16 protein-coding genes are annotated in these 24,779 nt (G+C 65.5%); 4 read left to right on the top strand and 12 right to left on the bottom strand.

Annotated features, from left to right (window positions below; genetic code table 11):
* Positions 1-91 precede the first annotated feature (91 nt).
* The 10 genes from F0185_RS10615 to F0185_RS10570 all read right to left on the bottom strand — a co-directional run bounded on the left by F0185_RS10615 (position 92) and on the right by F0185_RS10570 (position 15,418).
* Positions 92-1,912 carry a sensor histidine kinase gene (locus F0185_RS10615; protein WP_167224181.1) on the bottom strand — a complete coding sequence of 607 codons (1,821 nt, stop codon included), beginning with the start codon at positions 1,910-1,912 and terminating at the stop codon, positions 92-94.
* 155 nt (positions 1,913-2,067) lie between these two features.
* Complete coding sequence (locus tag F0185_RS10610; protein ID WP_167224179.1) at positions 2,068-5,619, bottom strand: pectinesterase family protein; 3,552 nt, start codon at positions 5,617-5,619, stop codon at positions 2,068-2,070.
* Between the two features lie 15 nt (positions 5,620-5,634).
* Positions 5,635-6,144, bottom strand: coding sequence for a VPLPA-CTERM sorting domain-containing protein (locus F0185_RS10605; protein ID WP_167224177.1), 510 nt, complete (start codon positions 6,142-6,144; stop codon positions 5,635-5,637).
* A 137-nt stretch (positions 6,145-6,281) separates the two neighbouring features.
* Entirely contained in the window at positions 6,282-8,105 is a 1,824-nt protein-coding gene (locus F0185_RS10600; RefSeq protein WP_167224175.1) for a glycoside hydrolase family 28 protein, read from the bottom strand.
* Between the two features lie 30 nt (positions 8,106-8,135).
* Positions 8,136-10,841 (bottom strand): TonB-dependent receptor, encoded by a 2,706-nt coding sequence (locus F0185_RS10595; protein WP_167224173.1) that lies wholly within the window; start codon positions 10,839-10,841, stop codon positions 8,136-8,138.
* 199 nt (positions 10,842-11,040) lie between these two features.
* Positions 11,041-11,745 carry a FadR/GntR family transcriptional regulator gene (locus tag F0185_RS10590; RefSeq protein ID WP_167224171.1) on the bottom strand — a complete coding sequence of 235 codons (705 nt, stop codon included), beginning with the start codon at positions 11,743-11,745 and terminating at the stop codon, positions 11,041-11,043.
* Positions 11,746-11,928: 183 nt separating this feature from the next.
* Positions 11,929-13,311: an MBL fold metallo-hydrolase gene (locus tag F0185_RS10585; RefSeq protein ID WP_167224169.1), complete on the bottom strand. Its 1,383-nt coding sequence runs from the start codon at positions 13,309-13,311 to the stop codon at positions 11,929-11,931.
* Positions 13,312-13,541: 230 nt separating this feature from the next.
* Positions 13,542-14,282, bottom strand: coding sequence for a substrate-binding periplasmic protein (locus tag F0185_RS10580; RefSeq protein WP_167224167.1), 741 nt, complete (start codon positions 14,280-14,282; stop codon positions 13,542-13,544).
* 42 nt (positions 14,283-14,324) lie between these two features.
* Positions 14,325-14,543 (bottom strand): TOBE domain-containing protein, encoded by a 219-nt coding sequence (locus tag F0185_RS10575; RefSeq protein ID WP_054267531.1) that lies wholly within the window; start codon positions 14,541-14,543, stop codon positions 14,325-14,327.
* A 47-nt stretch (positions 14,544-14,590) separates the two neighbouring features.
* On the bottom strand, positions 14,591-15,418 hold the full coding sequence (locus tag F0185_RS10570; RefSeq protein WP_167224165.1) for a class II glutamine amidotransferase: 828 nt from the start codon (positions 15,416-15,418) through the stop codon (positions 14,591-14,593).
* Between the two features lie 210 nt (positions 15,419-15,628).
* Here F0185_RS10570 and F0185_RS10565 point away from each other — a divergent pair, with 210 nt between their 5' ends.
* Together F0185_RS10565 and tolA are read left to right on the top strand one after the other, a co-directional pair.
* Complete coding sequence (locus F0185_RS10565; protein WP_167224163.1) at positions 15,629-16,438, top strand: EAL domain-containing protein; 810 nt, start codon at positions 15,629-15,631, stop codon at positions 16,436-16,438.
* 145 nt (positions 16,439-16,583) lie between these two features.
* Entirely contained in the window at positions 16,584-18,374 is a 1,791-nt protein-coding gene (gene tolA, locus F0185_RS10560; protein ID WP_167224161.1) for a cell envelope integrity protein TolA, read from the top strand.
* 39 nt (positions 18,375-18,413) lie between these two features.
* On the opposite strand, the gene F0185_RS10555 is transcribed toward tolA, so the two are convergent.
* Together F0185_RS10555 and F0185_RS10550 are read right to left on the bottom strand one after the other, a co-directional pair.
* Positions 18,414-19,007 carry a hypothetical protein gene (locus F0185_RS10555; RefSeq protein WP_167224159.1) on the bottom strand — a complete coding sequence of 198 codons (594 nt, stop codon included), beginning with the start codon at positions 19,005-19,007 and terminating at the stop codon, positions 18,414-18,416.
* Positions 19,008-19,054: 47 nt separating this feature from the next.
* Positions 19,055-21,148, bottom strand: a complete 2,094-nt coding sequence (locus tag F0185_RS10550; protein WP_167224157.1) for a PAS domain-containing hybrid sensor histidine kinase/response regulator — start codon at positions 21,146-21,148, stop codon at positions 19,055-19,057.
* 178 nt (positions 21,149-21,326) lie between these two features.
* Between F0185_RS10550 and F0185_RS10545 the strand changes: the two genes are divergently transcribed.
* Both F0185_RS10545 and F0185_RS10540 read left to right on the top strand, forming a co-directional pair.
* The gene (locus F0185_RS10545; RefSeq protein ID WP_167224155.1) at positions 21,327-22,436 is read left to right on the top strand and encodes a polysaccharide biosynthesis/export family protein; all 1,110 of its coding nucleotides are present in this window, start codon (positions 21,327-21,329) and stop codon (positions 22,434-22,436) included.
* A gap of 21 nt (positions 22,437-22,457) precedes the next feature.
* Positions 22,458-24,731, top strand: coding sequence for a polysaccharide biosynthesis tyrosine autokinase (locus F0185_RS10540; RefSeq protein WP_167224153.1), 2,274 nt, complete (start codon positions 22,458-22,460; stop codon positions 24,729-24,731).
* The last annotated feature ends 48 nt before the right edge of the window (positions 24,732-24,779 follow it).

The raw sequence follows: 24,779 nt of genomic DNA, 5'->3' as shown, positions 1-24,779 counted from the left end.
GTGTTTTATTATGAGTTGTTGTGGTAAAGCGTTCTTTTCATTTGCACTTTTGGATAAATTAGTGGAAGCAGCTGAGTAAATGAATCTCTTGCTAGCTCACGCTTGCGCCCTCAACCATATTCAATCCAGCCGCATCGACCGCGCGCATGTCCGCCGCCGGCAGCTCGATGGTAAACCGGCTGCCTTGGCCCGCGCCCTCGCTGTACGCGCTCACGCTGCCGCCATGCAGCTCCACCAGTTTGCGCACCAGCGCCAGTCCCAGTCCAAGCCCGCCGGTGGCCCGGTCCGGCGTGCGCCGCCCCTGCGAAAACAGTTCGAACACGCGCGGCAGCAGTTCCGGTTCGATCCCATTGCCGTTGTCGCTCACTTCGATGCTGATCCGCTCGCCGTCGCGCGCCAGGGTCACCCGGATCGACGACTGCGGCGGCGAATACTTGGCGGCGTTGACCAGCAGGTTGGTCAGCACCTGGATCAGGCGCGTGGCGTCGCCGCGCACCCAGTAGTCTTCGTCCCCGCAGACGGTGTCGAAGTGGTGCCCGCCCTTGTGCATGGCGCCCATGGTCTGTTCGACGGCGGCGGCCAGGATGGCGCGCATCGACACCGGTTTTTTCTCCAGCGTGATCAGGCCGCGCGTCACGCGCGACACATCGAGCAAGTCGTTCACCAGGTGATTCATATGGTCCACCTGGCGCGAGATGATGTCGCCCGCCTGGCGCATCTGTTCGGGCGAGATATTCGGCATCTTGAGCAGGTGGGCGGCGGTGCTGATCGGCGCCATCGGGTTGCGCAGCTCGTGCCCGAGCATGGCCAGGAATTCATCCTTGGAACGGTTCTGGCCCTCGGCGATTTCGCGCGCCTGCTGGGCTTCGGCCAATAAGCGCTCGCGCTCGGCCGAGGCGCTCGCCAGCAAGTGGGCCCCCAGGTATACATTCTGGTCGAGCCGGTCGACTTCCGTGATGCCCGAGTACAGCGGCAGCCGGGTCGGCCCGCTCACCATCGCGCGCGCCGCCTCGCCGGTGCGGGCAATCGCCCGGGTCACGCGCGCGCTGAACAGCAGGGCGGCGGCGCCGGCCAGCAGCAGGGCGATGAGCAGCCCCGACACCGAATAGAGCACCGTGCGCCGCGCGGTGCCGTCGATCGTGGCGCGCGGGGCCGACATCGCCACCCACCAGCCCGACACGGTGGACACGGTCAGCATCGCGTAGCGTCCGTCCGCCGTGGTCACCAGCCCGTTCTCGCGCAGGCGGATCGCGACCAGCACCGGCGGCGGCGCCAGGCTGCCGACGGCCGCGTGCTTGCCGTTGCTGGCCAACAGGCGGCCCTGGCGGTCGTACACGGTAAAGGTGGTGCCCTCGGCGTCCGGCGCGGGCAGGGCGCGCAGCAGGTCGTCGACGTCGAAGCCATAGCCGAGCACGTAGCGCACGTCGTTGTCGAGGAACACCGGAAAGTCGACTTTGACGACGTAGTTTTCGGGTAATTTGCCCGGCAACAGGTCGGAGATGGCATACGCCGCGCTCGAAAGCATGCGCTCGACGCGGGCGCGCTCCCTGGCGCGGGTGTCGGGCAGGCTGGCATCCGGCGGGCGGGTGGTGTCGACGAGCAACTGCCCGCTGTCGTCGAGCAGCTCGATCCAGGCGCCGTCGTTGCCGGCCATGGTGCGCGCCTTGATGCCGAACTGGGCGATTTGCCCGGATTCGAGTTTGTTCGAACTGCTCAGACCTCGAATCAGGCCGATCGCCTGGTGCCACTGGCCATCGACGGCGATCGAGGTGGCGCGCGCCGCCAGTTTCATGGACAGCACGGCGGCGTCGCGCTCGGCCTGGATCAGGCGGCTCAGCGGGACGGTGGAAAACAAAATCACCGGCGCTAGCGCCGCCACGATCATCAAGGCAAGGAAGGACCGAATCTTCATGATACCTCTTCCGGGAGGACATGCCAGCGCGAGCGGAGTCGCTCAGGCATTGCATCCCATTAAGCTTAGCATGTCTTTACGATCAAGATTCCTATTAGTATTTCTTTACTGTTGGATTCGGGGAACGCCACTTGACGGGGCGCTCCCCATGCGTTCTAAGGATTCCAGCCGAGGCCATTGTTCCACGCGGAAAATACCTTGGCGCGGGTGGCAAACCCGGCCGCCACTTCCTCTTCGCTCAGCAGGTAGCCGCCGACCCGCGCCGACAGGTCCAGGGGCGCGCCCTGCAAGTCGGTGCTGCCTAACTCGCGCCAGCCCGACAAGGCGTTTGGCTGGACCGGATTGGGCGCCGGCTGGCCGTTCACGCCAAGTCCGGCCCAGCCGGCCGGGGCCACGTGCGCGTCCATCTTGCAGTTGATGAAGGCGATGTTGTCCCAGCTGGCCGTGCCGCCGGGACTGCGCGCGAGCCAGGTGGCGCCGTTGGGAACGTCGCCGTGCAGGGGACCGGGGCCGGGGCCGTGGGTCAGGCTGCTGTTGAGGAAAACGAAGCCCTTGTCGCCCGCGTTCGGCACGCGCGCCTGCAACACGTAACCGCCACTGCCGGCGCTGGTGCTGTCGCCGACGCTGCGGATCTCGCTTTCTTCGAACAGGGCCGCGCGCGCGCCGCCCCAGATGAAGTCGACGTTGCCGGCCACCAGCGAGCGGTAGAACCAGGCGTAGCCTTTCAGGTTCAAGGTGTCCTGTTCGCTGAAGAAGGCGGCGTTGCTGGCCACCAGGCGACCATCGCTGTTGAAGTACAGCGTTTCGGCCTGGGCCGAGATGGCCGGCGAGCGCAGGGTGGTGTTTTTCAGGGTCAGGTTATCGAGCGTGACCATGTCGGCCGCTTCCACCAGCAACACCGCGCGCCCGCCCAGCGGCGCGCTAGGCGACGCGCCGCTGCCTCCCGGCGCTTCGCTCGCGCCGGTGCCGGGGTTGAGGCTGTCGTGGTTGGTGTAGTGGATCAGCACGCCGTCGCGGCTTTCGCCCTTGATGCTCACGTTGTCCTTGCCGCGCAGGTACAGCAATTCTTCGTAGCTGCCGTTGCGCACGCTGATGGTCACCGGCTCGGCCTTGGCGAAGGCGCTGCTGGCGTGGTTGAGTGCGCCTTGCACGGTGCGGAAGTCGGCCGGGCCGTCGTCGTCCACGACGAGGCTGGCGCCGGCCGGCGCGCCAGCCCTGGTCGTAAAGCTCCAGCCGCCCGCCTTGCCGATGCCGCGAAACGGCGTGCCGCCCAAGGTCGCGCCGTTGAACACGCCGTCGGCGATGGCCACGTAGTAAGCGCTGCCGTAGGCGAGGCGGTTGTTGTGCGGCTTGATGCTCACCGTGTTGCCGTGGATGTGCACCGGCGCATAGCGCACGCGCCGCAAGCGGTCCTGGCCGGCATGGCCGATCGTGTCGATGTCGTCGGCCGGGCGGATCACGTCGACCAGCGCATCGTCGCTCTTGCGGAAGATGCGGATGGTGCCGCCGCTACCCAGGGTCGGCGCGTTGTCGAAGGTCAGGGTCAGCGGGCTGTCGATGGCCTCATCGATGGCGCCGGCGGGCGGGAAGCTGGCGCCGTCCAGGCGATAGGTCTGGGTCGGCTGCACGAAGCCCGGCGCGATGCTGGCGCTGATGCTGCGCGTCAGGGTCGGATCGGCGCCGCTGGTGAAGACGATTTTGGCGCTGCCGGCCGCCAGCGGGGTCAAGGTGACCGTGGCGCCGTCGCTGGCAACGCCCACCACGCCAGGCCTGCTCGACTCCACCGTGAAGGTATCGACGCTGCCGTCGCCTTTTTTCGCGCCCACCTTGATGAGCAGCGGCGGATCGCCCGCCTCGGCCGTGTACGCCAGCGGGTGGGGAGTGAGGGTCAGTTGCACCGGTTTCATCCGCGGATCGCCGACCCGCACATCGTCGATCTGGAACGACTTGTTGGTCGTGTACAGGCCGATCAGGCCGCGCGCGGCGAAGCTGCTGTCGCTCACCGAGCCGAGGTTTTCGCCATCGAGATACAAGGTCAGGGTGCTGCCGATCATCTCGAAACGCACGGTGTAGAACTGTGCATCCATGGCGATGGCGCGCTTGCTTTGCTTGATCTTGCTCAAGCTGTTGCCGAGCATGCGGGCGAGCTCGACTTGGGTGCTGGTGCTGGCGTTTTGCATGTTCAGGCCGGCGCCGTACCAGTTGGCCGGATCGACATAGCGCGTGATCAGGTACAACTGCTTGTTGCCGGTGGTGCTGTTGGTCAGCGGCCGGATGCGCGCCTCGACGAAATAGTCGCCCGAGGGCACGCCCTTGAACGCGTCCGGCTTGACCAGCGCCAGGATGCCGCCGCTGCTGGCCGCCGTGTATTGCAGCACCTTGTTGCTGGTGCCCGAAGCGTCGGCCTGCACGCTGAAGGCGCCGTTCGGTCCGGGCAGCGGCAGCAGGCTCCAGCGCGCGCTCGATCCATCCTGGAAGTCGTCGCAGAAATACAGGCCGGTGGACGGACAGGACAGGGTCGGCAACGTGTCGGTGCTGGTGTCGCCGCTGCCCGTGATGCTGGTGCTGAGCTTGCCGCCGCCGGCCTGCGCCAGGGCGTTGGCCTTGACCAGCGCCGGCGGGCGTGGCGTGAACGGATACGGCGGGTTCCAGCCGGAAGGGGCGACCGCGCACGCCGGCAGCGCCGCGCCATTGAGCAGCGACCCGGTGTCGCTGAAGGCGCCGCCGCTGCCGCCGGGCGCCGAGACGATATCGGCGCAGGTGCTTGCGCCGGCGATCGCGAAGACGTTGTTGTCCGAACGGATCTTGGCGTTCTGGCCGATGCCCACGCTGTACGCATGCGGATACACCGGCGCCGACTTGCTGCCCATGTAGTAGTTGTTGAACAGATGGACCATGCCGAAGCGCACCCGTGGCGAGCGCTGGGTGACATCGGCGTACACATTGTTGCTGAAAGTGACGCGCAACTTGCCTTCGTCGGCCGTGGCGGTGTCGCTCGAACCGATCAGGTTGTTCTTGTTGTGCTGGCCAAAGTGGTTGTACGACACCGTCACCAGGTCGGAGGCGTTGGTGATGTCGAGCGCGCCGTCGTGGCATTGCTTGTGCTTGCCGTTTTCGATGACTTGCAGGTCGTCGGTCAGCGGCGCGTCGGTAAAGCTGTTGTGGTCGATCCAGACATGATGCGAGCCCGACACGCCGATCGCGTCGTAGGCCGAGTTCCAGTTGCCGGCAGCGCCGTCGAGCGGGTCCCAGATGGGGCCGACGTCGCAGGGGTTCATGATCTTCAGGTTGCGGATGATCACCTGTTCCACGTTCTGCACGGCGATGTGGCCGTTGACGATGCCGGCCGTGGCCCCGGCGCCGATCAGGGTGGTATTGCTGCCGAGGCGAATGGCGCCGCGCGCGGCCTGGTCGCCGGTGCTGGCGTAAGGCACGCCGCCGCTCATGTCGATCATGCCGGTCAGCTTGATGATCTTGCTGCTGTTGCCGCCGTTGCGCAGGGCGGCCAGCAACTGGGCGCGGTCGGCCACCGTGTAGATTTGCTCGGGCACGGCGTTGGCTCCGCCCACGGTGCCCCCAGACTGGCTGGCCCAGCCGTCGGCGGGCGCTGCCTGGCGTGCGGGGTCGACGGCGGCATGGGCCTGGCTACAGGCGAACGCCGTCAGCAGGGCGGCGCTGAGCGCAGCCCTGATAGGTGCTTCTTTCATTGGATTCTCCGGTGACTAGGCTGTGGGGGCGCGGCGGCGCATCAGGGCGAAGGCGGCAAGGCCGGCCAGCATCAAGGTCGCACTGGCCGGTTCGGGCACGGGCGAGGGCGCCGCTTCCAGGCGGGCGCTGAAGCTGGAAAATCCGCTGCCCCAGTCGAGCGCGGACAGGTCCAGGCCGATGGTGTGGCCGTCGATCAGGTTCAGGACGGGCAGGCCGCCGGTGGCCGCGCTGTCGAGCAAGGTGAAGCGCGTCAACGGTGCGCCCAGGCTGGCGCCGAAATCGAAGCGCATGCTGTACGCGCCCGCTTGCACGGGGCCATTGTTATAGACCGTCATCAAGCCGTCTTCGGCGAAGTCGATGCCGAACAGGAAGTCGGCACTGAGGAATTCGACGCCGCCGGCGCCGGTAGGGTCGATGGCCGTGACGTTCGATCCCGGAACCGGGGCGAACTGCTGGTCCAGCCCCAGCATGCCATCAGCCGACCCGTTGTAGGTCGCGCTGATGGTGGTGTGTTGCAGCGGCAAAACTGCCGCCTGTGCTTGTCCCGCGGTCAATGCCACGACCGCGAGTGTCTCCAACATTCTTCTTGTTTTCATTTTTTGTCGTCCAATAAGTGAAACAGCAGGCTACATCGTCAGTACCTCATCAAAAACTTGTTGAATTACGCCGTCAGGGTGGTGTTGATCACCTTGCCGACGATGGTCACGTTTGTCAGTTTTGCCGACTTCACGTTGTAGGCGAACCAGGGCTTGTCGGCATTGGCCGCATTGCCGAAGTCGCAGTCGGTGATCGTGATGTCGGTGATCGGCACGATCTTCGACGGATCGTCGCCGTTGTAATCGAAAGCGACAGGCCCGAGCAGCATGATCGCCTGGAAGCACGAATACGTGCCGGCCTTGGTCTTCACGTTGCCGACCTTGACGTTCGAAATGTGCACGTTGGACACCACCGGCGGGCGCGTGCGCACGTTGTCTGCGGTCGGTGCGTAATCGCAATCGATGGTAATCACCGCGCCGGCCGAGGACGACACGCTTTTCGGGGCGATCGGCGAGCCCGGCAGCGGGTTGTAGTACTGCGGCGTGGTTTGCACGCCGTTGGGAATGGTCACGTTGCGCACGTAAAAATGCTTCAGGAAGCCGCCACGGTTCATGTTGGTCTTCATGCGGATCGCCGTGCTGAGCGGGCTGGTGGCCCAGTTTACATTGCGGAACTCGATATCCTGCGCGTACACATGCTGGATGCCGCCCGACATTTCGCTGCCCAGGGTCACGCCGCCATGGCCGCTGTTCATGATGCACTTCTGGATCAGCACGTTCTGGGTCGGCCCGAACTGCGTGTCGAGATTCTTGCCGGCCTTGATCGCGATGCAATCGTCGCCGGTGTTGAAGGTGCAGTCTTCCACCAGCACGGTGTCGCACGCTTCCGGGTCGAAACCGTCGCTGTTCGGTCCCATGCTGTCCATGTGGACCTTGCGGATTTCGAGATCGCGGCAGGCCACCGGGTGGTGCAGCCAGAACGGCGCCTGGTTGACCTGGTAGCCCTTGAGCAGCACCTTGTCGCAGCCGATGAATTCGATCATGCACGGGCGCAGGTAATGGCCGCGCCCGAACACGCGCTTGCCGACCGCGACGCCCGCTTCCGACAGCGAGGGCAGGTAGGATTCGTCGTTGCGCCAGCGGCTCGAATCGCCTTCGATCAGCTTGACCTGGGCCGGCGTCAGGTCCGGCGCCACCGTCAGGATGCTCGGTGGATTGGCCGGGTTGACCGCCACCTGCGAGGCCGCTTCCTTGCTGCCGCTGCGCTTGCTTTTCCAATCCCACCAGCAGTCGCCGTCGCCCAGCGGCACGCCGCCCTGGCCGTCGAGAATGCTGGTCCAGTCTTCGCCGGTCAGGGCGATGTTGTTTTGCTTGTGCGCATACACCAGCGGCGAATAGTTCAGGCAATCGTTGCTCTGCCAGCGCGACAGGGTCAGCTTGCCGTTGGGGCCGCAATCGACCTCGCCGTATTTGGCGAAATCGTCCGGATCATTGCTGAAGAACACATGCGCCCCCGATTTGAGGTGCACATGCACGTTCGAGCGCAGCACGATGGGGCCTTTGCACAGCCAGGCGCCGGCGGGAATCACCACGCGCCCGCCGCCCGCCCTGGCGCAGGCGGCAATCGCGGCCGCAATGGCCGGATAGCAGTCGTGCGCGCCGGCGGCCGGCGTGCTGACCATGCCCGGCTCGTGATGGCCGATAAAACCTTTCACGGTGCTCACCTTGCAGGGCTTGGCGCCGTGCGCGGTGATGACAAAGTCTTGCTTGCGAAATACCAGCGGCGTCTTGAAGCGCGCGGCAATGGCTTGCGCCTGTTGCCACGGGTCGGCTGGCTTCTCGTCGGCCATGGCCGGCAGCGACATGGCGCCGCCGCCCAGGGCCAGGCCGGCGGCCCCGGCGCCGCGCAGGAGGGCGCGGCGCCGGGTATCAATCGAATGCTTGTTCATGAAGGTGCCTGTTGTATCAAAAGTTGTACGTCAGAAGTTGTAAGTCATGCGCAGATTGTACGAGCGGCCGATCGGGTTGGCCGCGCTGCTCAGGTAGCCGAAGGTGTAGCCGCTGTGGTTGGTGACCGGCGGGTTTTCATCGAACATATTGGTGATGCCGGCCACGATGCTGATGTTCTTGAAGCCGGTATACGTGCCGGTCAGGTTCCACACCGAGTACGGCTTGATTTCGCGATGGTATTCGGCCGCCACCAGGTTCTGGTCGTCATAGTGCGAGTTGTAGTTCTGGGTCAGCTGCGCGCTGTAGTCGCCGCGCTTCCAGCTGGTCGACAGGGTGTGCTTCCAGCGATAGGTGATGATCGGGAAGCTGCTGGTGGTGCCGTTGCTGGCCAGGCCGAAGCGGCCGACGTTGGATACGAAGGCGCTGTCTTTTTCGAGCTGGTTGTCGAACTGGGTCAGGTAGGTGCCATCGAGCTGGAACTTGAACTCGCCGATGTCCATGCGCGGCAGCGCGTAGTTGGCGGTGAGGTCGATGCCGGCGGTTTTCTGGCCGCCCAGGTTCATCGTCACGTTCTTGATGTAGGCCAGGGTGCCGTCCGGATTACGCACGAACAGGTCTTTGTACTTGACCGGGTCCTGGAAGTAGACTTGCTCGGGCAGGTTGGCCAGCATGTTTTTCATGCGGATGTTCCAGTAGTCGAGCGAGACGGTCAGGTTCTTGACCGGCTCGACCACCATGCCGAGAGTCCAGCCGCGCGAGGTTTCCGGGGTCAGCTGGTCGTTGCTGCCGGTCTGCTTGGGCAGGGCCACGTTGCACACTTCGGACGAGACCGCGCCGGCCACGGCGGTGCCGCTGCCGGCCACGCCAGGTTTACCGCCGGGGCACAGGGCCGGATCGTCCCATTTGCCGGCGGTGTTGCCGTTGGCGCCAGGCAGGCGATAGCCGTAGCGGTCGAACAGGGTCGGGGCGCGGAAGCCGGTATTGGCCGAACCGCGGAACATCAGGGTTTTCGACGGCTCGTAGCGAAAGCTCGCTTTCGGGTTGAAGGTGTTGCCGAAGTCGCTGAAATAATCGTCGCGCGCGGCCAGGTTGACGGTCAGTTGCTTGCTGATCGGAATATCGAGCTCGGCGTACAGGGCCGACACATTGCGCGCGCCGTCGCCATGCGAGGACGAGGCGTTGGCGTAGCTTACTTCGTTGGTGATGCCCAGGCGCGTATCTTCGGTGGTGTCGCGGTGGATGTCGATGCCGACCGCCATCGCCAGCGAGCCGCCCGGCAGTTGCATCAGGGTGCGGCTGGCGGTGGCGTCGAACCCGGCGAAGGTGCTGGTCGAATCGCGGTTCAGCTGGCCGTCGACCGAGATGTCGCGCAGGTAACCCTTGCCGGCCTCATCCTGCAGGCCGAACGGGTTGAGCACGCCGCTGGCCAGGCCCGCATTCAGGCCGGGGCCGCTGACGTAGCCGGTGTTGTAGTAGTTCTTGCGGTTGCTGTGGCCGTAGACCAGCCCGGCTTTGTAATCCCAGTCGCCGATCTTGCCTTCATCGACCAGCGCCAGGCGCTGGTTCAGCTGCACGTCCTTGTTGCTGGCCAGTCCCAGGTCGGCCACGCTCCAGGTCACGATCAGCGGTTCGCCTTTCAGGCCGGCCACCGCCGGCACGCCGCCGGCGCCGCCCGGATACCACTTGCTGCTGGCCGGCACGCGCGCGCTGACGCCCTTGGCGGCCACGCTCTGGGTCGGATTGCGGGCCGAGTAGATGGTCGACTCGCCGCGCATGTAGTCCAGGCTGAGCGTGTGGTCGTCCGAGAACTGCCTGGTGCCGCGCGCGTAGAAGGTCAGCTGCTCGGTTTCGTGCAGGGCGGTGCCGTACTCGTTGTTGTCGATGACGCAGGTGTTCTTGGCGCCCTGGATCGAATACGGCGCGGCGCAGCCGGACTTGTAGTACGGGTTGGCGGCGGTCTTGTTGGTGGCGGTGGTGAAGTTGGCCGGGCTGGCGTAGCCGCCGGTGGCCAGGGTCTGGGCGCGGCCGATGCCCGCCAGCAGTTCGGGCGAGCTCAGTTCGGCGCGGTCGCGCGCGGCCAGGCGGCTGCGCTGGCGGCCGTCGATGGTGCCGTACAGATTCCAGCCGTCGGTGGCCAGGTTACCCTTGCCGAAGGTGGCCGAAACGCGCTGCTCGTCGCCGCCGCCCGATTTTTCCGGCTGCACATACTGGGCGGTGATGGAACCGCCTTCGACGCTGTTTTTGGTGATGAAGTTGACCACGCCGCCGATGGCGTCCGAGCCGTAGATCGAGGAGGCGCCGTCGCGCAGGATTTCGACCCGCAGCAGGGAGCTCATCGGAATGACGTCGAGGTTGGCGTAGCCGTCGGCGATCGCCTCATTGGCCAGGCGGCGGCCGTTGAGCAGCACCAGGGTACGGTTCACGCCCAGGCCGCGCAGGTTGATGTTGGTGCCGGAACCGGCGTTGGACGGGGCCAGCGAGTTCGATTGCGGCAGCGCCATCATCACATCGGCCAGGCTGGTCATGCCGCGCTTGGTGAATTCCTCGGCCTTGATGGTCGAGACCGGCAGGGCCATCTCGGTGGCAAGGCGCTTGATGCTCGACCCGGTCACTTCGATGCGCTGCATGCCGGCTTCCGCCTGTTGGGCCGCGGCCTGGTTCATCACCGTCAGCACCGCAAGGGTGATGGACGACAATACGAGTTTCGAGTGGATCGAGCTGGTGTGCTTGTTCATGTGAGACGGTCTCCTGCGGATTATTGTTTGACATTAAACGCTCCCGGCGATGGCGCGGAAAGCTGGTCAGGACACCTCGCGTATCCTGTGCCATGGCGACGAAGGCGCGAGCCGGGGTCGACATGGTCAATAATGGTTTGCACTTGTGGTGCGGCGTTCTGCGCGCCTGCTCTCCACTGGTCTCTATATAGGTCGGTGCTTATCCTCGCGAAAAGGTGCGCGTCACCCGTTCCAGGTGGGCGCGCATGGCCGCGTGCGCTTCGGCCGGATCGTGGGCGACGATGGCGTCGAGGATGCGGCGGTGGTCGAGCAAAGTGGCCTGGCGCAATTCTTCGGTCTGGAAATGTTCCTTGAGCTTGTGCCAGAGGCGGCCGCGCTGCTTCCACAGGTGGTCGACCGCGCCCACCATGGCGCTGTTGCCGGTGGCGCGCGCGATCGACAGGTGAAAGTCGCGGTCGAGCTGTTCGTTGCTGCTGTAATTGTCGTGCTGGCGTTCCATTTCGACGACGGCGCTGCGGATGGCCTCGATGGCGCTGTCGCTGGCCATGCGGGCGGCGCTGGCGCACACCTCGGCTTCGACCAGGCGGCGCGCGGCCAGCACTTCGAAGGGACCGGGGCCGGCTTCGTCAAGCTCGTGGCGGGGAAGCTCGACGCGGCTGACGTAGACGCCGGAGCCGCCGCGCACGTCGACCACGCCGCGCAGTTCGAGCGCGATCAGGGCTTCGCGCAGGGAAGCGCGGCTGACGGCCAGGCGGCTTGCCATCTCGCGTTCGGGCGGCAAGCGTTCGCCGGCGCCGATTCCCTGTTCGCGGATCAGTTCCTCGATGCGTCCGGCGACGATGCGGTACAGCCGCGGTTCGTGCGCGAGGGCGTTGTCGGGAGCGGGTGTGACTTTCTTGAGCATGGCGGCCTGCACATCTTTTGGTCAGGCCATTCTAAAGTGGTCTGACCAATCGCGCAAGGTGCTCGGGCCAAAATAGTGGAGATGGGGGCGGATGCGAATCACAAGGGCAGGAGGACGTGCTGCGTCGGTAAAGCGCCTGCCCCGCGCAGGCGCCTGCGCGGGGGAGGCGGGTCATTCAGTGGTCTACTTCGCAAGTCGTCGTTGCATGGCGGCCAGGCGCCGGCCCAGGCGGGCCATCAGGCTGCGCAGCAGATAGCGCACGGTGGCCAGCGGATGCTGCACGCCGTAGCCCTGGCGGCCCAGGTTCTGCGGCATGAAAAAACGGCTGAAACGCTGCAGCGCGCCGCTCTCGCCGAGCCGGAAGCGGGCGTTGACGCGGGTGGTGTTGAAGCCGTATTCATTGGCGAACAGGAACACCGCGCTGGGCGAGGTCATGGAAATGTCGGCCAGTTCGTCGTCGTGCAACTGGGTGCAGCCGCGCAGGTAAGAGACGCGGATGGTCAGGGCGATGTCGGGAATGCGGATCACCAGCGGCTGGATCAATCCGACCAGTTCCAGCAGGCAAGGCAGCCCCAACAAGTTGGCGTTGACGCCCTTGCGGTAGTTGTCGGCGGCGGCGCGCACCTGGGCCGGGGTGGCCGGCGCTTCGGACGGCAACAGTTCGCACGGCACGCCGAGCAAGCGTTCCCAGTGCTCGACGGCCGCATCGCTGGCCCAGGCCAGGCTTTCGGCGGTGTCCACGCCCAGCGCGATGGTGTCGCGCGGCTGCAAAAAGCGCACCGAATCGGTCGCGCGCGACAGGCGCGCCCACTGCGCCAGGCGCTGCGGCGTGTTCTGGTGATCGTTCATATAGCAGTTGTCGATGTGCGAAAACGACACGAACGAGGCGAACGGCACCGTGATCCTGGGCGCGAAAGCGGCGATCTGCAGCTTGATGCGGTGCAGCTTTTCGGCCGCGGCGGCGCAGCGCAGTTCGGCCTGGAAGGGATTGCCGACCCAGTTGGCGACACCGAACCCGGTCATCAAGACATCGACCCGCTCGCACAGCAGCGCAATGCTGGCCTTGACCTGCGCGCACTGGGCGGCGCTGGTCAAGGCGCAGTCGTTGATGTTGAGCACGTGACGCCCGCCCGAGCTGATCAGGCAATACGAATCGCCATCGGCATGCGGAAACACCGTGATGCGCATCTCCCCATCGAGCGCGACCGGAATGCCGGGCTGGCATTCGATGACATCGAAGCCATTGTCGCGCAAAAAGTTGACCACGCGCTTGTCCTTGGTTTCCTGGAACAGCATGGTGACCTTGCCGGCAAAATCGCGCTTGAGCCGCTTGACGAAGGGCACCGAAAAATGGTCGGGATGCTCTTGCGAAAACCAGATGAAGGTGTTGCGCTTCCCCGCGGCCAGTTCAGCGATCAATGCCGCGTTGGACGTGCTGTCGTCGAGCAGGCTCCAGCCATTGTTGAAAACCGGGCCTTCGACCCAGGGATCGGCCAGCAGCACGGTATGCTCGTTGGCGATGTGAAAGCAAGCGTGGTTGACGAAGGTGAGCAGATTATGGTTCATGGCGGCACCGGGTCAGCTGAGGGCGATAAACCGGCCGCCGTGAAAACCGCGCGACCGGTGCGGATGGAACTGGCAGCACCTTGATGACATCGCCCTCGGCTTGCTCGAAGGCGGCGGACGGGGCGCATGGAGGATGGGCTTGCATGGCTGGCCTGCGCGTGGTGGAGGTTTACCCATACTAAAGGCGGTCGGGTGCGCGGCTTTGATCCCGCGCAAGCGGCCTGAACTGCTTAGTTGGCGGGCTGGTAGCTCTCCAGGATGGCCTGCATCCGGCCATTCTTGCGCAGCGCCAGCAGGGCGCGGTTCACTTGCGCCAAGCTCAGCTTGCCGCCGGGCGGCAAGGCGCAGTAGGTGTCGAACGGTTCGATGGCCAGCACCGTACGGCTCAGGCGTGCGCGTTCGGCGTGGGCGCGTCGCTGGTAATCGTAATACAGGGAATTGGTGAGCATGTAATTGAAGCGGCGGCGCAGCAGCTTGCGCAGGTTCAGGTCGTCGCTGACGGCGTCGTCGCGCACGAATTGCGGCCCCAGTTCATGATCGAGCACAGGGTAGCGGTAGCCGGTGATGGTGCCGGTGCGCGCGCCGGCCAGCTCGCGCAAGTTGCCCAGCGGCGCCGTATCGATGCGCCCGACGATGATCATCCTGTTGGAAAAGATCGGGTTCGACCACTGCCAGCGCTGGCCGTCGAGCCATTCGGGACGCAGGTCGCACAGCAGGTCGACCGTGCCGTCGGCCAGCGCGGCCTCGACCCGCTTGCGCGGCAAGGTCAGGTAGCGCGGGCGCAGGTTCAGCTCGCCCGCCAGGGCGTCGCCGACATCCTTGAGCAGGCCGCCGGCCAGCTCGATGCCCTGGAAACGGGTCATCGGCATGGCGCTGCCAGTGGACACGCCAAAGACGAGTTCGGCGCCGCCCGCGGGCAGCGCCAGTGCAATGGAACAGAGGGACGACAGCAGCGCAAAACCATTCTTCATGCCGCCATCATACCTTGCCGTCGCCGGCAAGGGCAGAGCGGCTTATTGGATCTTGGCGATGGACACCTCCGTCGATTTGACCAGGGCGATGACCTCGCTGCCGACCTTCAGGTCCAGGTCCTGGATCGAGCGGCTGGTGATGACCGAGGTGACGATGCCGTGCGCGGTTTCGACATCGACCTCGGACACCACCGGGCCGGCGATGATTTCCTTGATCTTGCCCCTGAACTGATTGCGTACGTTGATTTCCGAGATAGCCATGCTGTTCCTTTCGTGGGTGGGGTGGGTGTTTCAGTAACTCATGTGTTTCAGTAACTCATAAGAAGGCGCAGCGGCTTGCTGCCGCTGTCGCTGCCGGGGCCGGGGTGGATCGCTTGCGGCGCGCCGCCGGCGAACAATTTCAGTTCGCCCGGCGCGAAGCGGTGCCATTCTTCGCCGGTGGTCAGGGGCAGGGTGGCGATCACGACGATCTGGTCGTCCAGGTGGTTATGCTGGCGAAAATCGATCTGCAGGTCGCAATCGACCAGGCTGGCGCTGGCGAACGGATAGGCGCGCACCACGTAATGCAGCTGGGTCGAGCAATGCGCCAGTAAAAAGTCGCCATTCGATAAAATGAAATTGAAGGTGCCGTGGCGCGCGATCACCGCCGCCATGGTTTGCACCGCAGTAAATAGCGCCGCGCGCGACGGCGGCTGGACCGGAAAGCGGCGCCGCAGCCCGGCCAGCAGATAGCAAAAGGCGCGCTCGCTGTCGGTCTCGCCGGCCGGGACGAAATGCGGATCGGGCGCCGGCTTGAACGTGCTCAGGTCGCCGTTATGGGCGAACGACCAGGTCGTGCCCCATAGCACGCGGGTGAATGGATGGCTGTTCTGCGGCGCCACCTCGCCCTGGGTGGCCTTGCGGATATGCGCCACCACATTCTTCGCCTTGACCGGATTGTGCTTGAGCGCCAGCGCCAGGGGCGAGTCGATGGACGGGCGGTCGTCGATGATCAGGCGGCAGCCGGACGGCTCGTGAAAGGCGATGCCCCAGCCGTCGCGATGCACGCCGGTCCGCCCGCCGCGCTCGCTGAAACCGGCGAAGCTGAAGTTCAGCGCCGCTGGCTTGCTGCTGTTCATTCCGAGTAATTCACACATGGGCGTCGCTTCCTTTTTGCATCTGTCGCCCCCAGCGTAGTCGCGCCGGGCGCATCTGCAAACGACTATTTTCGCGTTTCGATAGAAGCATTTTGCGCATAAGCGCCTGGGATCGATATGCACCGGCCGCATATCGATTGGCGAAACGATTCCTTCGCCGGCATGCGCGGCGCGACTAGACTTTCCCCTTTACCTACAGCGAGACATGCAATGCCTTTCCCTACCTTGAACACTTACCTGGCCCACCTGTCCGACCCGGACCGTCCGGCCAGCAGCGTGTGGCTGGACTCGGCGGGCCGCGCCCAGGGCAAGTATTTCAACTGCACCATCACCAGCGCCTTCCAGCCGATCCGCGCGCTCGGCAGCAGCCGCATCGTCGCCTATGAAGGCCTGGCGCGCAGTGCTTCGGCGGGCGACGCCGGGCTTTCGCTGTGGAAACTGCTCGACCACGCCGCCAGCGACGACGAATCGATCGAGCTCGACCGGCTATGCCGCATGCTGCACGCGATCAATTTCTTCCGCCAGGACGAAGCCGGGCACAGCGACCTGTACCTGAACGTGCACGACCGCCTGCTCAGTGCGGTCAGCAGCAATCACGGGCATGCCTTCAAGCGCATCCTGGACGCGCTGGACTTGCCGGTCGGGCGCATCGTGCTGCAACTGCCGACTACCACGCCGCAGCAGGGATGGCTGCTCAACTACGTGGCCGACAACTACCGGCGCAACGGTTTCCGGCTGGCCTTGAATGCGGCTTCGGTAGCGCAGGCGCAGGCGATGGTGGCCGAGCAACGGCCGCACGCGATCAAGCTCGACGCGCGCTACCTGTCGGGCGGCGTCTCGCTCGAACCGCTGCTCGAGGCAGCCCGGGTGGCTGGCGTGCGGCTGATCTTCAAGCGGGTCGAGACGGCGCCGGCGATCGCCACGGCGGACGTGATCGCCGACCTGCCGCTGTACGCACAAGGCTTCTTCCTCGACCAGCCGCAAGCGTCGCTGGTAACAGAGGCCGCCGTGGCCGCCTGACCCTGACCCCGGCGCCGGGGGTGTGCACGCGACGCATTATTTCTCAGTGGAAGGGCCTTTTCGCTTAGAATTCGGGGGCTATTAACGAATTTTGGGCAGGGGCAGGTATGGCATCAGCGGCAGGTGGGCGTAACGATATGGTCGCATGCGTCCTGGCGCGGTAGGGCAGCGCCGTTCGCCGCCGGACCAGGGTAGCCGGCGCCTGGTCGGCGCCCTGCTCGTTTCGCTGCTGGTGCATGGCTTGATTCTATCGCTTCAGTTCGGCATTCCCGCGCTCGGTTTGCCCGGCTCGGCCACGCCGATCGAGGTGCGCCTGGCCGATGTCGCCGACCAGCCCACGCCAGCGCCGCCGCTGGATACGCCCGCTCCGCTTGCGCCATTGCCTTTGCCGTCACCCCTTCCCGAGCCCGACAAGCCGGCAGCGTCGAGCGGCGGCATGCGCCTGATCGATCCGGTGCCGGCTCCGGCGCCCGTTCCCACCCCCGTCACGCCGCGCCTGGCTGTCAAGAAGGACAAGCCGCGCAAGGCCAAGCGCATCAGCCCGCCATTGCCGGCCACCGATGCGCTGGCGATGGATTCGCGCGTCATGGTCCAGGATTCTGTGGTGAACGATTTCGCGGTGCCGATGCCGCGCCCGGAAGAAGCCGAGCAGAAAACCATCGATCTCAAGGAAGCCCAGCACGGCACCGACGATGGCACCGAAGCGACCAGCGCCGCCGAGGTCGCGGAAGCGGCGCGCGTAGCCCAGCTGGCCGAGACCCGGCGCGCGGAAGAAGCCGAGCGCTTGGCTGCGCAGCGCAGGCTGGAGAAGGAAGAGGAGGCGCGCAAGCTGGCCGAGTTGCAGGCACGCCAGCAGCAGGAGAAGGCCGCCGCCGCCGAGTCGGCGCAGCAACAGGAGCAGCAGGCCCGCGTGGCGCAGCAGGCGCAGGTGGAGGCCGACGCCGCGCGCGAACGCGCCAGCGTGCTCAGGGCCGAGCAGCAGAAAACGGCGCAGTTGGCGCTTGAGCAGAAGGCGGAGCAACAGAAGGCCGAGCAACAGAAAGCGGAGCAACAGAAAGCGGAGCAACTGCGCGCCGACCAGCAAAAAGCCGACCAACTGAAGGCCGAGCAACTGCGCGCCGACCAGCAAAAGGCCGACCAGCAGAAGGCCGAGCAGTTACGCGCCGATCAGCAAAAGGCCGATCAGCAAAAGGCCGAACAGCTGCGCGCGGAACAGGCGAAGGCCGAGCGTCAACGCGCCGAACAGCTCGCGGCCCAGCAGCAGGCGGCGCAGAAGGCGGCCGAACAACAAGCCGCGCAAAAACTGGCCGAGCAAGCTGCCCAGAAAAAGGCCGACCAGGCCGCGCAAGCCGCCGAATCCGCCCGTCAGGCGGCGCTGCAAGGCGGGCGCGAGGGCAGCGGCACCCAGGCCGCCAATACACCGCCCGGCGGCACCGCCGCCGGCGCTGGCAGCGGCGCCGGCGGCAAGGCGGTCATCCCCAAGAACCTGCTGGGAAGTGAACTGTCGAACCGCGCGCGGGAAATGGTCAAGGGCCTCGATATCCTCTCCGGCACACCGCCGCCGCCGATGCGCGACGAGCGCCGCGTGGCCGTCGGCGCGGCTGAACGCGATCTGCCCTTGCGTATGTACGTCGAGAGCTGGCGCCAGAAAATCGAACGCAATGGCAGCGCGAATTATCCGCGCGGCTGGGCCGATGTGGAGCACACGCACGCAATGGTCAACGTGGCGGTGCGCAGCGACGGCACCGTGCAGGACGTGACGATCCTGCGTTCGAGCGGCCGCGCCGACATGGACGAAGCGGTGCTGCGCATCGTGCGCGTGAACGCGCGCTACTCGCCGTTCCCGCCGAATATCGCCGCGCGCTACGACGTGATCGATATCCGCCGCGTGTGGCAGTCCGGCGACAACCTCAAGTTGATGGAAGAAGTGCGCTAGCGCGTGTTGCGAAGGCGCGGAAATGCGCCTTCTGCACGGTTACGGTACGAACTTGCTCAACTGGTTGTTCGAGATGAACAGTTCTTCCGCGTCACTGACGCCCCGGCCTCCAACCGAGCACGTGGGGACCGCGTCCCTGCGAGTGGACAGGAAGACCACCGTGGCGACCGCGCCGGCCTCAATGCGCCGGGAAATGTTCCGCGTAGCCGTGATTGGCGTGCATCGCACCGTTTCGAGGTTGCCAACGATTCCGTTGTTTCTGACATGGAGGATATACCCGCCACCCAAAGCCCGCGTGATGTCGAAAAGCTCGAAATCGAGCCGGCCGTCGCCATCCACATCGCCCGTGAGCCACTGGGCGCTGCTGTGGGTGCACCACGACGCGGGTATGGCGGCGCGCGCTTGATCCGGCATGAACATAACGGCCGCCCCGACGAACAGCACGGCGGCCTGCAGATGTTTGAATGGCGTTAGGAGCCAGTCAAGCCAATAGTGGCTGAGGTCAGGATAGATTGCCTTCCTGCGCCTGCTTCGATCCTGCTCATACGCCGGTGTGGTGAAACAGCATGCGTCATGCACGCTTGCCAGAGGGGATAAGTTGATGCCTTGCACATTGACCAGGCTGTGCGGCATCGGCCGCCGCTTGCATCATCTTGCGCAAACGCCGCACGATATCATGATCATTTCCCGGCCGAACCCTGGCCCTTGCGTTGCTCCACCAGCGCGGCCAACAGCCGTTCGACCGCCTCCAGGTTGGCCGGTTTGATCAGGTGATGGTCGAAACCGGCCTCCTTGCTGCGCGCGCGGTCGTTGTCGTCGCCCCAGCCGGTCAGCGCCACCAGCACCAGCGGTTCCAGCTGCGCCATGCTGCGCAGCTGGCGCGCCACGTCGTAGCCATTCATGCCGGGCATGCCGATGTCGAGGAAGGCCACGTCGGGCCGGAACTGTTCGGCCAGCGCCAGTGCGCGCGCGCCGTCGTTGGCCACGCGGCTGGTATGGCCGATGATTTCCATCAGTTCCGACAGCATGTCGGCGGCATCCTGGTTGTCGTCCACCACCAGCACGCGCAGGCCGTTGGCGACGCTGCCGCAGGACGTGTCCGCGCCGGGCGCCTGCGCCGTCACGTCGGGCGCGAGCGGCAGGCGGATGTCGAAGCGGCTGCCTTTGACGGTCGCGTCGCGCACCAGTTCAATCGTGCCGTGATGGAGTTCGACCAGCCGGCGCGCCAGCGACAGGCCGATGCCAAGGCCGCCCTGGGCGCGGTCGAGCGAGGCCCCCACTTGCGAAAACATCTCGAACACGGTCAGCGCCGATTCGGGCGGAATGCCGATCCCGGTGTCGCGGATCGAGAGCAGCGCGTGCGCGCCGTCGCGCCACGCCAGCACATTGATGCGACCGCCGGCCGGGGTGTACTTGGCGGCGTTATTGAGTACATTGCCGATCACCTGGGCGATGCGGGTCGGGTCGGCGTCGAGCGGCAGCGACTCGGGCGCGATGTCGAGCGAGAGCGTGTGGCGGTTGGCGTCGATCAGCGGCATGCTCGTTTCGACCGCGCTGGCGACCAGTTCGCGCAACTCGACCCGCACTGGTTTGAGTTCCAGGTTGCCGCGCGTGATGCGGGCGATGTCGAGCAGGTCGTTGACCAGGGTGACCATCTGCGTCACCTGGCGTTCCATCATGTCGCGCACGCGCGCCACCGTGGCCTGGTCGTGTTCGGCCATGCGCATCACCTGCAAGCCATTCCTGATGGGTGCCAGCGGGTTGCGTAGTTCGTGCGCGAGGATTGCCAGGAATTCGGTCTTGCGGCGGTCGGCTTCGCGCAGCGCTTCCGTGGCGCGCACCCGTTCGATGTGGGCCCATGAACGCTCCACGGCCTGTTCGACCTGCGCCACTTCGGGAGCGGTCCACTGGCGCGGACAGTCCTGGTGCACCGCCATCATGGCCACCAGCTTGCCTTCCTTGACCAGCGGGCAGCAGATGATGGCACGGCAAGCGATGGCGTTGAACATGGCGGCGCCGTCGGCTTCATCGAGTTCGCGGTCGACGTCGCAGATGCGCAGGGTGCGGCCTTCGCGCATGTCGCTGGCGGCGCGCGCGCCGAACAGGTCGAGCGAGTAAGCCCCGACCGTGCTGACGGCGCCTGGCGCGGTCCAGTCGTGGCGGATGGTGAAGCGGTCGTTGTCGCTTTCGACGTCGGCGTACGGGCAGCGCGTGGCGCCCAGATGCTCGCCGAGCATGCGCGTGGTGACCTCCATGATGGTCTTGGAATCGTCCGCGTTGCGCGTCGCCTGGCTCATGGCGTCGAGCAGGCGCAGGCGCTCTTCGACGCGCTTGCGTTCATCGACGTCGATATGAATGCCGACCCATTCGGTGATCGCACCGGCGGCGTCGAAAATCGGCACCGCGCGCGCATTCATATAGCGGTGCTGGCCGTCGGCGCGGCGCAGGCGGTGTTCGATCTGGTACATGCTGCTGGTGGCCAGCGCGGCGTGCCAGGCGGCGGCGGTGCGCTCGCGGTCGTCGGGATGGATAGCATCTAGCCAGCCCCAGCCGTTGAACTGTTCCTTCGATTGCCCCGTAAATAGAGTCCAGCTTGCCTGTTCCCCTTCCAGGCGCCCGGCGGCCGACGCCAGCCACAGGATGGCGCTGCTCGCCTGCACCAGCGAACGATAGCGTGCTTCGCTGGCGCGCAGCTCGTCGCTAGCGTGGCGGATCGCCGCGAGGTCGGTGTTGTCGGTCGTACAGTTGTGCTTAGGTGGAAAGGCGTGGGGCATGGGTCTTTTTTTACAGAAAGTTAGTCGCTCGCATTTAAGCACGAGCTTGCCAGAAAAGGGTTTTTCCTGTCGCCACTGCTGTAAAAAAATGCGTGCGGACGGGGTTTGATGTGGAGCAAGACCGGGCCGGTGGGGCTCACTTACTCTGGACTGAACAATGTTTATCTTGATAAGCACCATGAAAATGCCAACCTACCTTTCCAAGACACTGCCGGCGCTGCTGTTGCTGGCCACCCTGGCCGGCTGCGCCGGTTACCGCATCACCGGCGCCAGGCTGTCCGGCGTGGCCAGCGGCCCGGTGCCGCCGACCGAGTTGATCACAGAGCAATTGATCAGCGCCGAAAAAGCCTTGCGCGCCCAGCGCGGCAGCCAGAGCCTGGCGCACCTGGTGGTGCGCAATCCGCCGCCGTACGTGATCGGCAGCGGCGACATTCTCTCGATCGTGGTGTGGGACCATCCGGAACTGGCGGGGCAGGGCGTTGCGGCCTCGTCCACGGCGGTGGACTCCAATAGCCCGGGCGCCCCGCCGCCGGCCGGCTTCGTGGTCGATCACGAGGGGCGGGTGCAGTTTCCGTTCGCCGGGGCGCTGACCCTGGCCGGCCTGACCGAGGAACAGGCGCGCGCGCTGCTCACCAAGCGCCTGGCGCACTACATCACCAAGCCGCTGGTCACCTTGCGGGTGCAGGCTTACCGCAGCAAGCGCGTGTATGTCGATGGCGAAGTGCGCTTGCCGGGCTTGCAGTCGATCAACGATATTCCCATGACCCTGGTCGAGGCGCTCAACCGCGCCGGCGGCATGCTGCCCAGCGCCGACCAGAGCCGCATCGTGCTCGAGCGCGGCGACGCGCGCTACCAGGTCGGCTTGCGCGGCTTGGTGGCGCGCGGCATCAATCCGGGCAGCATCCTGCTGGCGCCCGGCGACGTGGTGCGGGTTCATTCGCGCGACGAGAGCAAGGTGTTCGTGTCGGGCGAAGTGATCACGCCCAAGGCGCTGACCATGCACGACGGGCGCCTGACCCTGAACGAGGCGTTGGGCGAGTCGGGCGGCATCAGCCCGCTCAGCGGCGACGCGCGCCAGGTGTACGTGGTGCGCCGCGCGCCCGAGGGCACCCGTGTGTACCAGCTCGACGCGCGCCGCGCCGGGGCGCTGGCGATGGCCGAGGCCTTCGAACTCGAACCGCGCGACCTGATCTATGTGGCAGCCTCGCCGCTGGCCAACTGGTACCGCAGCGTGAGCATGCTGTTCCCCGGCGCGCTGACGCAGGCGGTCACGCTCAGCCGCCCCTGAACTTGCATCGAGGACATTCATATGAACTATGCCGACGACCTGCGTCCATTGCCCGCCCCCAAGCCCTTGCCGGTGCCCAGCCTGCCGCCGCCGGCGCCGCCGCCCGGGCACGAAGCCGAGCCGCACGAGATCGACCTGCAGGGCTACGTCAACATCCTGTACGACAGCCGCTGGCTGATCGGGGCGGTCACCGCCGTGGTGACCATGCTGGCGATCATGTATGCGCTCGTCGCCAGCCCGGTGTACGAGGCGAACCTGATGATCCACGTCGAGGAAGAAAGCCCGAACGCGTCAAAAAACATCCTCAGCGAAGTGTCTTCCCTGTTCGAAACCAAGAAGGCGGCCATTGCCGAAATGGAACTGCTGCGCTCGCGCATGGTCATTTCACACGCGGTCGACAACCTGCAATTGTTTGTCGATGTGCGGCCCAAGTATTTCCCCGTGGTCGGTTTCTGGTTTGCCAACCGCAAGTCGAACGAGCTGACCGAACCGGGCATTTTCGGGCGCGGCGGCTATGTGTGGGGGCCGGAAAAGGCGGACGTGTCGGTGTTCGAGGTGCCCGAGGCCTGGTACAACCGCACCTTCACGCTGACCGCGGCCGGTAACGGACGCTATCACCTGTCCGGCGGCGGCTTGCCGTCCGCCTACGAAGGGGTGGTCGGCACCACCTTGCGCGCCACGGTGGCCGGGGCCGCTTTCGAGCTGCGGGTCGACCGCCTGCGCGCGCTGCCGGGAGCGCAGTTCCGCCTGACGCGCAGCTCGCGCCTGGCCGCGATCGAACGCATCCAGACGGCGCTGGTGATCACCGAGCAGGGCAAGCAGTCGGGCATCATCGAAGTGCGCCTGCAGGGGCCGGACGCGCAGCGCATCAACAGCCTGCTGGGCGAAATCGGCCGCGAGTACATGCGCCAGAACCTGGCGCGCAAGACCGAGGAAGCGGAAAAATCGCTGGCCTTCCTGAATTTGCAGTTGCCTGCGCTCAAACGCCAGCTGGAAGAGTCCGAGGAAAAGTACAACGGTTTCCGCAACAGCAAGGGCAGCATCGATATGCGCGAAGAAGCGCGTATCAGCCTGCAACAGGCGGCCGCGGCGCAGACGCGGCGCCTGGAACTGGAGCAGAAGAAGACCGAGTTGCTGCAGCGCTTCACGGAAAACCATCCGATCGTGCAGGGGATCAACCAGCAGCGGCGCGAAGTCGAGGCCGAGATTGCCGAAGTGGCCAAGCGGATCCGTACCTTGCCGGTGCTCGAGCAGGACGAATCGCGCCTGCTGCGTGAGATCAAGGTGAATACCGATCTGTACACGGCGCTGTCGAATACCGCTCAGCAATTGCGCCTGATTTCCGTGGGCCGGGTCAGCAATGTGCGCCTGATCGACGCGCCGATGGCGCCCGAACGCGCGCTCAAGCCCAACCGGCCGCTGATCGTGGCGCTGGCGGTGGTCACCGGCCTGTTCCTGGGCGTGCTGCTGGCGTTTGCGCGCAAGGCCTTCCTGGGCGGGATCGACAATCCGCAGCGCATCGAAACCATCCTCGGCGCGCGCGTCGTGTATGCCAGCATTCCTCACAGCACGCATCAGGAACGTCTGGAACGCAGGGCGCGGGGCGGCAACGTGCTGCCAATCCTGGCGCAGGTGGCGCCGGAAGACATCGCCATCGAAAGCTTGCGCAGTTTCCGCGCGGCATTGATGTATACGATGCCGTCCTTGAAGAACAACATCGTGATGTTGGCGGGGCCGGGCAGGGCGATGGGCAAGTCGTTTCTGTCGGTCAATTTTGCCGCCGTGCTGGCGGCCAGCGGCAAGCGCGTGTTGCTGATCGATGCGGACTTGCGCAATGGTCACCTGCATCGGTATTTCGGGATCAGCCGCGAGCGTGGATTGACCCAGGCGATTGGCGGCGCGCAGACGATCGACGAGGTGATTCATCGTGGCGTGCTGGACAATCTCGATTTCATCCCGACCGGCGCGCTGCCGCCGAATCGCTCGGAGTTCTTGCAGCATCTAAATTTTTCCAATTTGCTCGAGGTGGTCGGCAGCCGCTACGACATCGTGCTGATCGATCCGCCGCCGATCCTGGCGGTGTCGGACGCGCTGATGATCGGCGCGCATGCCGGGGCGGTATTCATCCTGGCGCGGGCCGGGGTGACGACCGCGGTCGAAATCACCGAGTCGATCAAGCGCCTGAACCACGCCGGCATCACGCCGCAGGGTGTGTTGTTCAATGATATGGCCTTGCGCGTGGGCAGCTACGCGTATCAGTTCAAGTACACCCAGGTGCCGCAACTGGAACAGTGAGCGGCTGGCGCAGGGGCGAGCGCACTCAACGGTAGCATCTTCTAATCA

It is taken from the genome of Massilia rubra, from assembly GCF_011682065.1.
In the GTDB taxonomy this organism is placed as follows: Bacteria; Pseudomonadota; Gammaproteobacteria; order Burkholderiales; family Burkholderiaceae_D; genus Telluria_A; species Telluria_A rubra.
Note: the sequence above shows the minus strand (reverse complement) of the source record. Positions and strands in the feature narration are given on the sequence as shown.

Coding starts and splice junctions, on each gene's coding strand:
- F0185_RS10615 (WP_167224181.1), bottom strand. CDS start 1,912: ATGAAGATTCGGTCCTTCCTTGCCTTGATGATCGTGGCGGCGCTAGCG.
- F0185_RS10610 (WP_167224179.1), bottom strand. CDS start 5,619: ATGAAAGAAGCACCTATCAGGGCTGCGCTCAGCGCCGCCCTGCTGACG.
- F0185_RS10600 (WP_167224175.1), bottom strand. CDS start 8,105: ATGAACAAGCATTCGATTGATACCCGGCGCCGCGCCCTCCTGCGCGGC.
- F0185_RS10595 (WP_167224173.1), bottom strand. CDS start 10,841: ATGAACAAGCACACCAGCTCGATCCACTCGAAACTCGTATTGTCGTCC.
- F0185_RS10590 (WP_167224171.1), bottom strand. CDS start 11,745: ATGCTCAAGAAAGTCACACCCGCTCCCGACAACGCCCTCGCGCACGAA.
- F0185_RS10585 (WP_167224169.1), bottom strand. CDS start 13,311: ATGAACCATAATCTGCTCACCTTCGTCAACCACGCTTGCTTTCACATC.
- F0185_RS10580 (WP_167224167.1), bottom strand. CDS start 14,282: ATGAAGAATGGTTTTGCGCTGCTGTCGTCCCTCTGTTCCATTGCACTG.
- F0185_RS10575 (WP_054267531.1), bottom strand. CDS start 14,543: ATGGCTATCTCGGAAATCAACGTACGCAATCAGTTCAGGGGCAAGATC.
- F0185_RS10570 (WP_167224165.1), bottom strand. CDS start 15,418: ATGTGTGAATTACTCGGAATGAACAGCAGCAAGCCAGCGGCGCTGAAC.
- F0185_RS10565 (WP_167224163.1), top strand. CDS start 15,629: ATGCCTTTCCCTACCTTGAACACTTACCTGGCCCACCTGTCCGACCCG.
- tolA (WP_167224161.1), top strand. CDS start 16,584: ATGCGTCCTGGCGCGGTAGGGCAGCGCCGTTCGCCGCCGGACCAGGGT.
- F0185_RS10555 (WP_167224159.1), bottom strand. CDS start 19,007: ATGCCGCACAGCCTGGTCAATGTGCAAGGCATCAACTTATCCCCTCTG.
- F0185_RS10550 (WP_167224157.1), bottom strand. CDS start 21,148: ATGCCCCACGCCTTTCCACCTAAGCACAACTGTACGACCGACAACACC.
- F0185_RS10545 (WP_167224155.1), top strand. CDS start 21,327: ATGAAAATGCCAACCTACCTTTCCAAGACACTGCCGGCGCTGCTGTTG.
- F0185_RS10540 (WP_167224153.1), top strand. CDS start 22,458: ATGAACTATGCCGACGACCTGCGTCCATTGCCCGCCCCCAAGCCCTTG.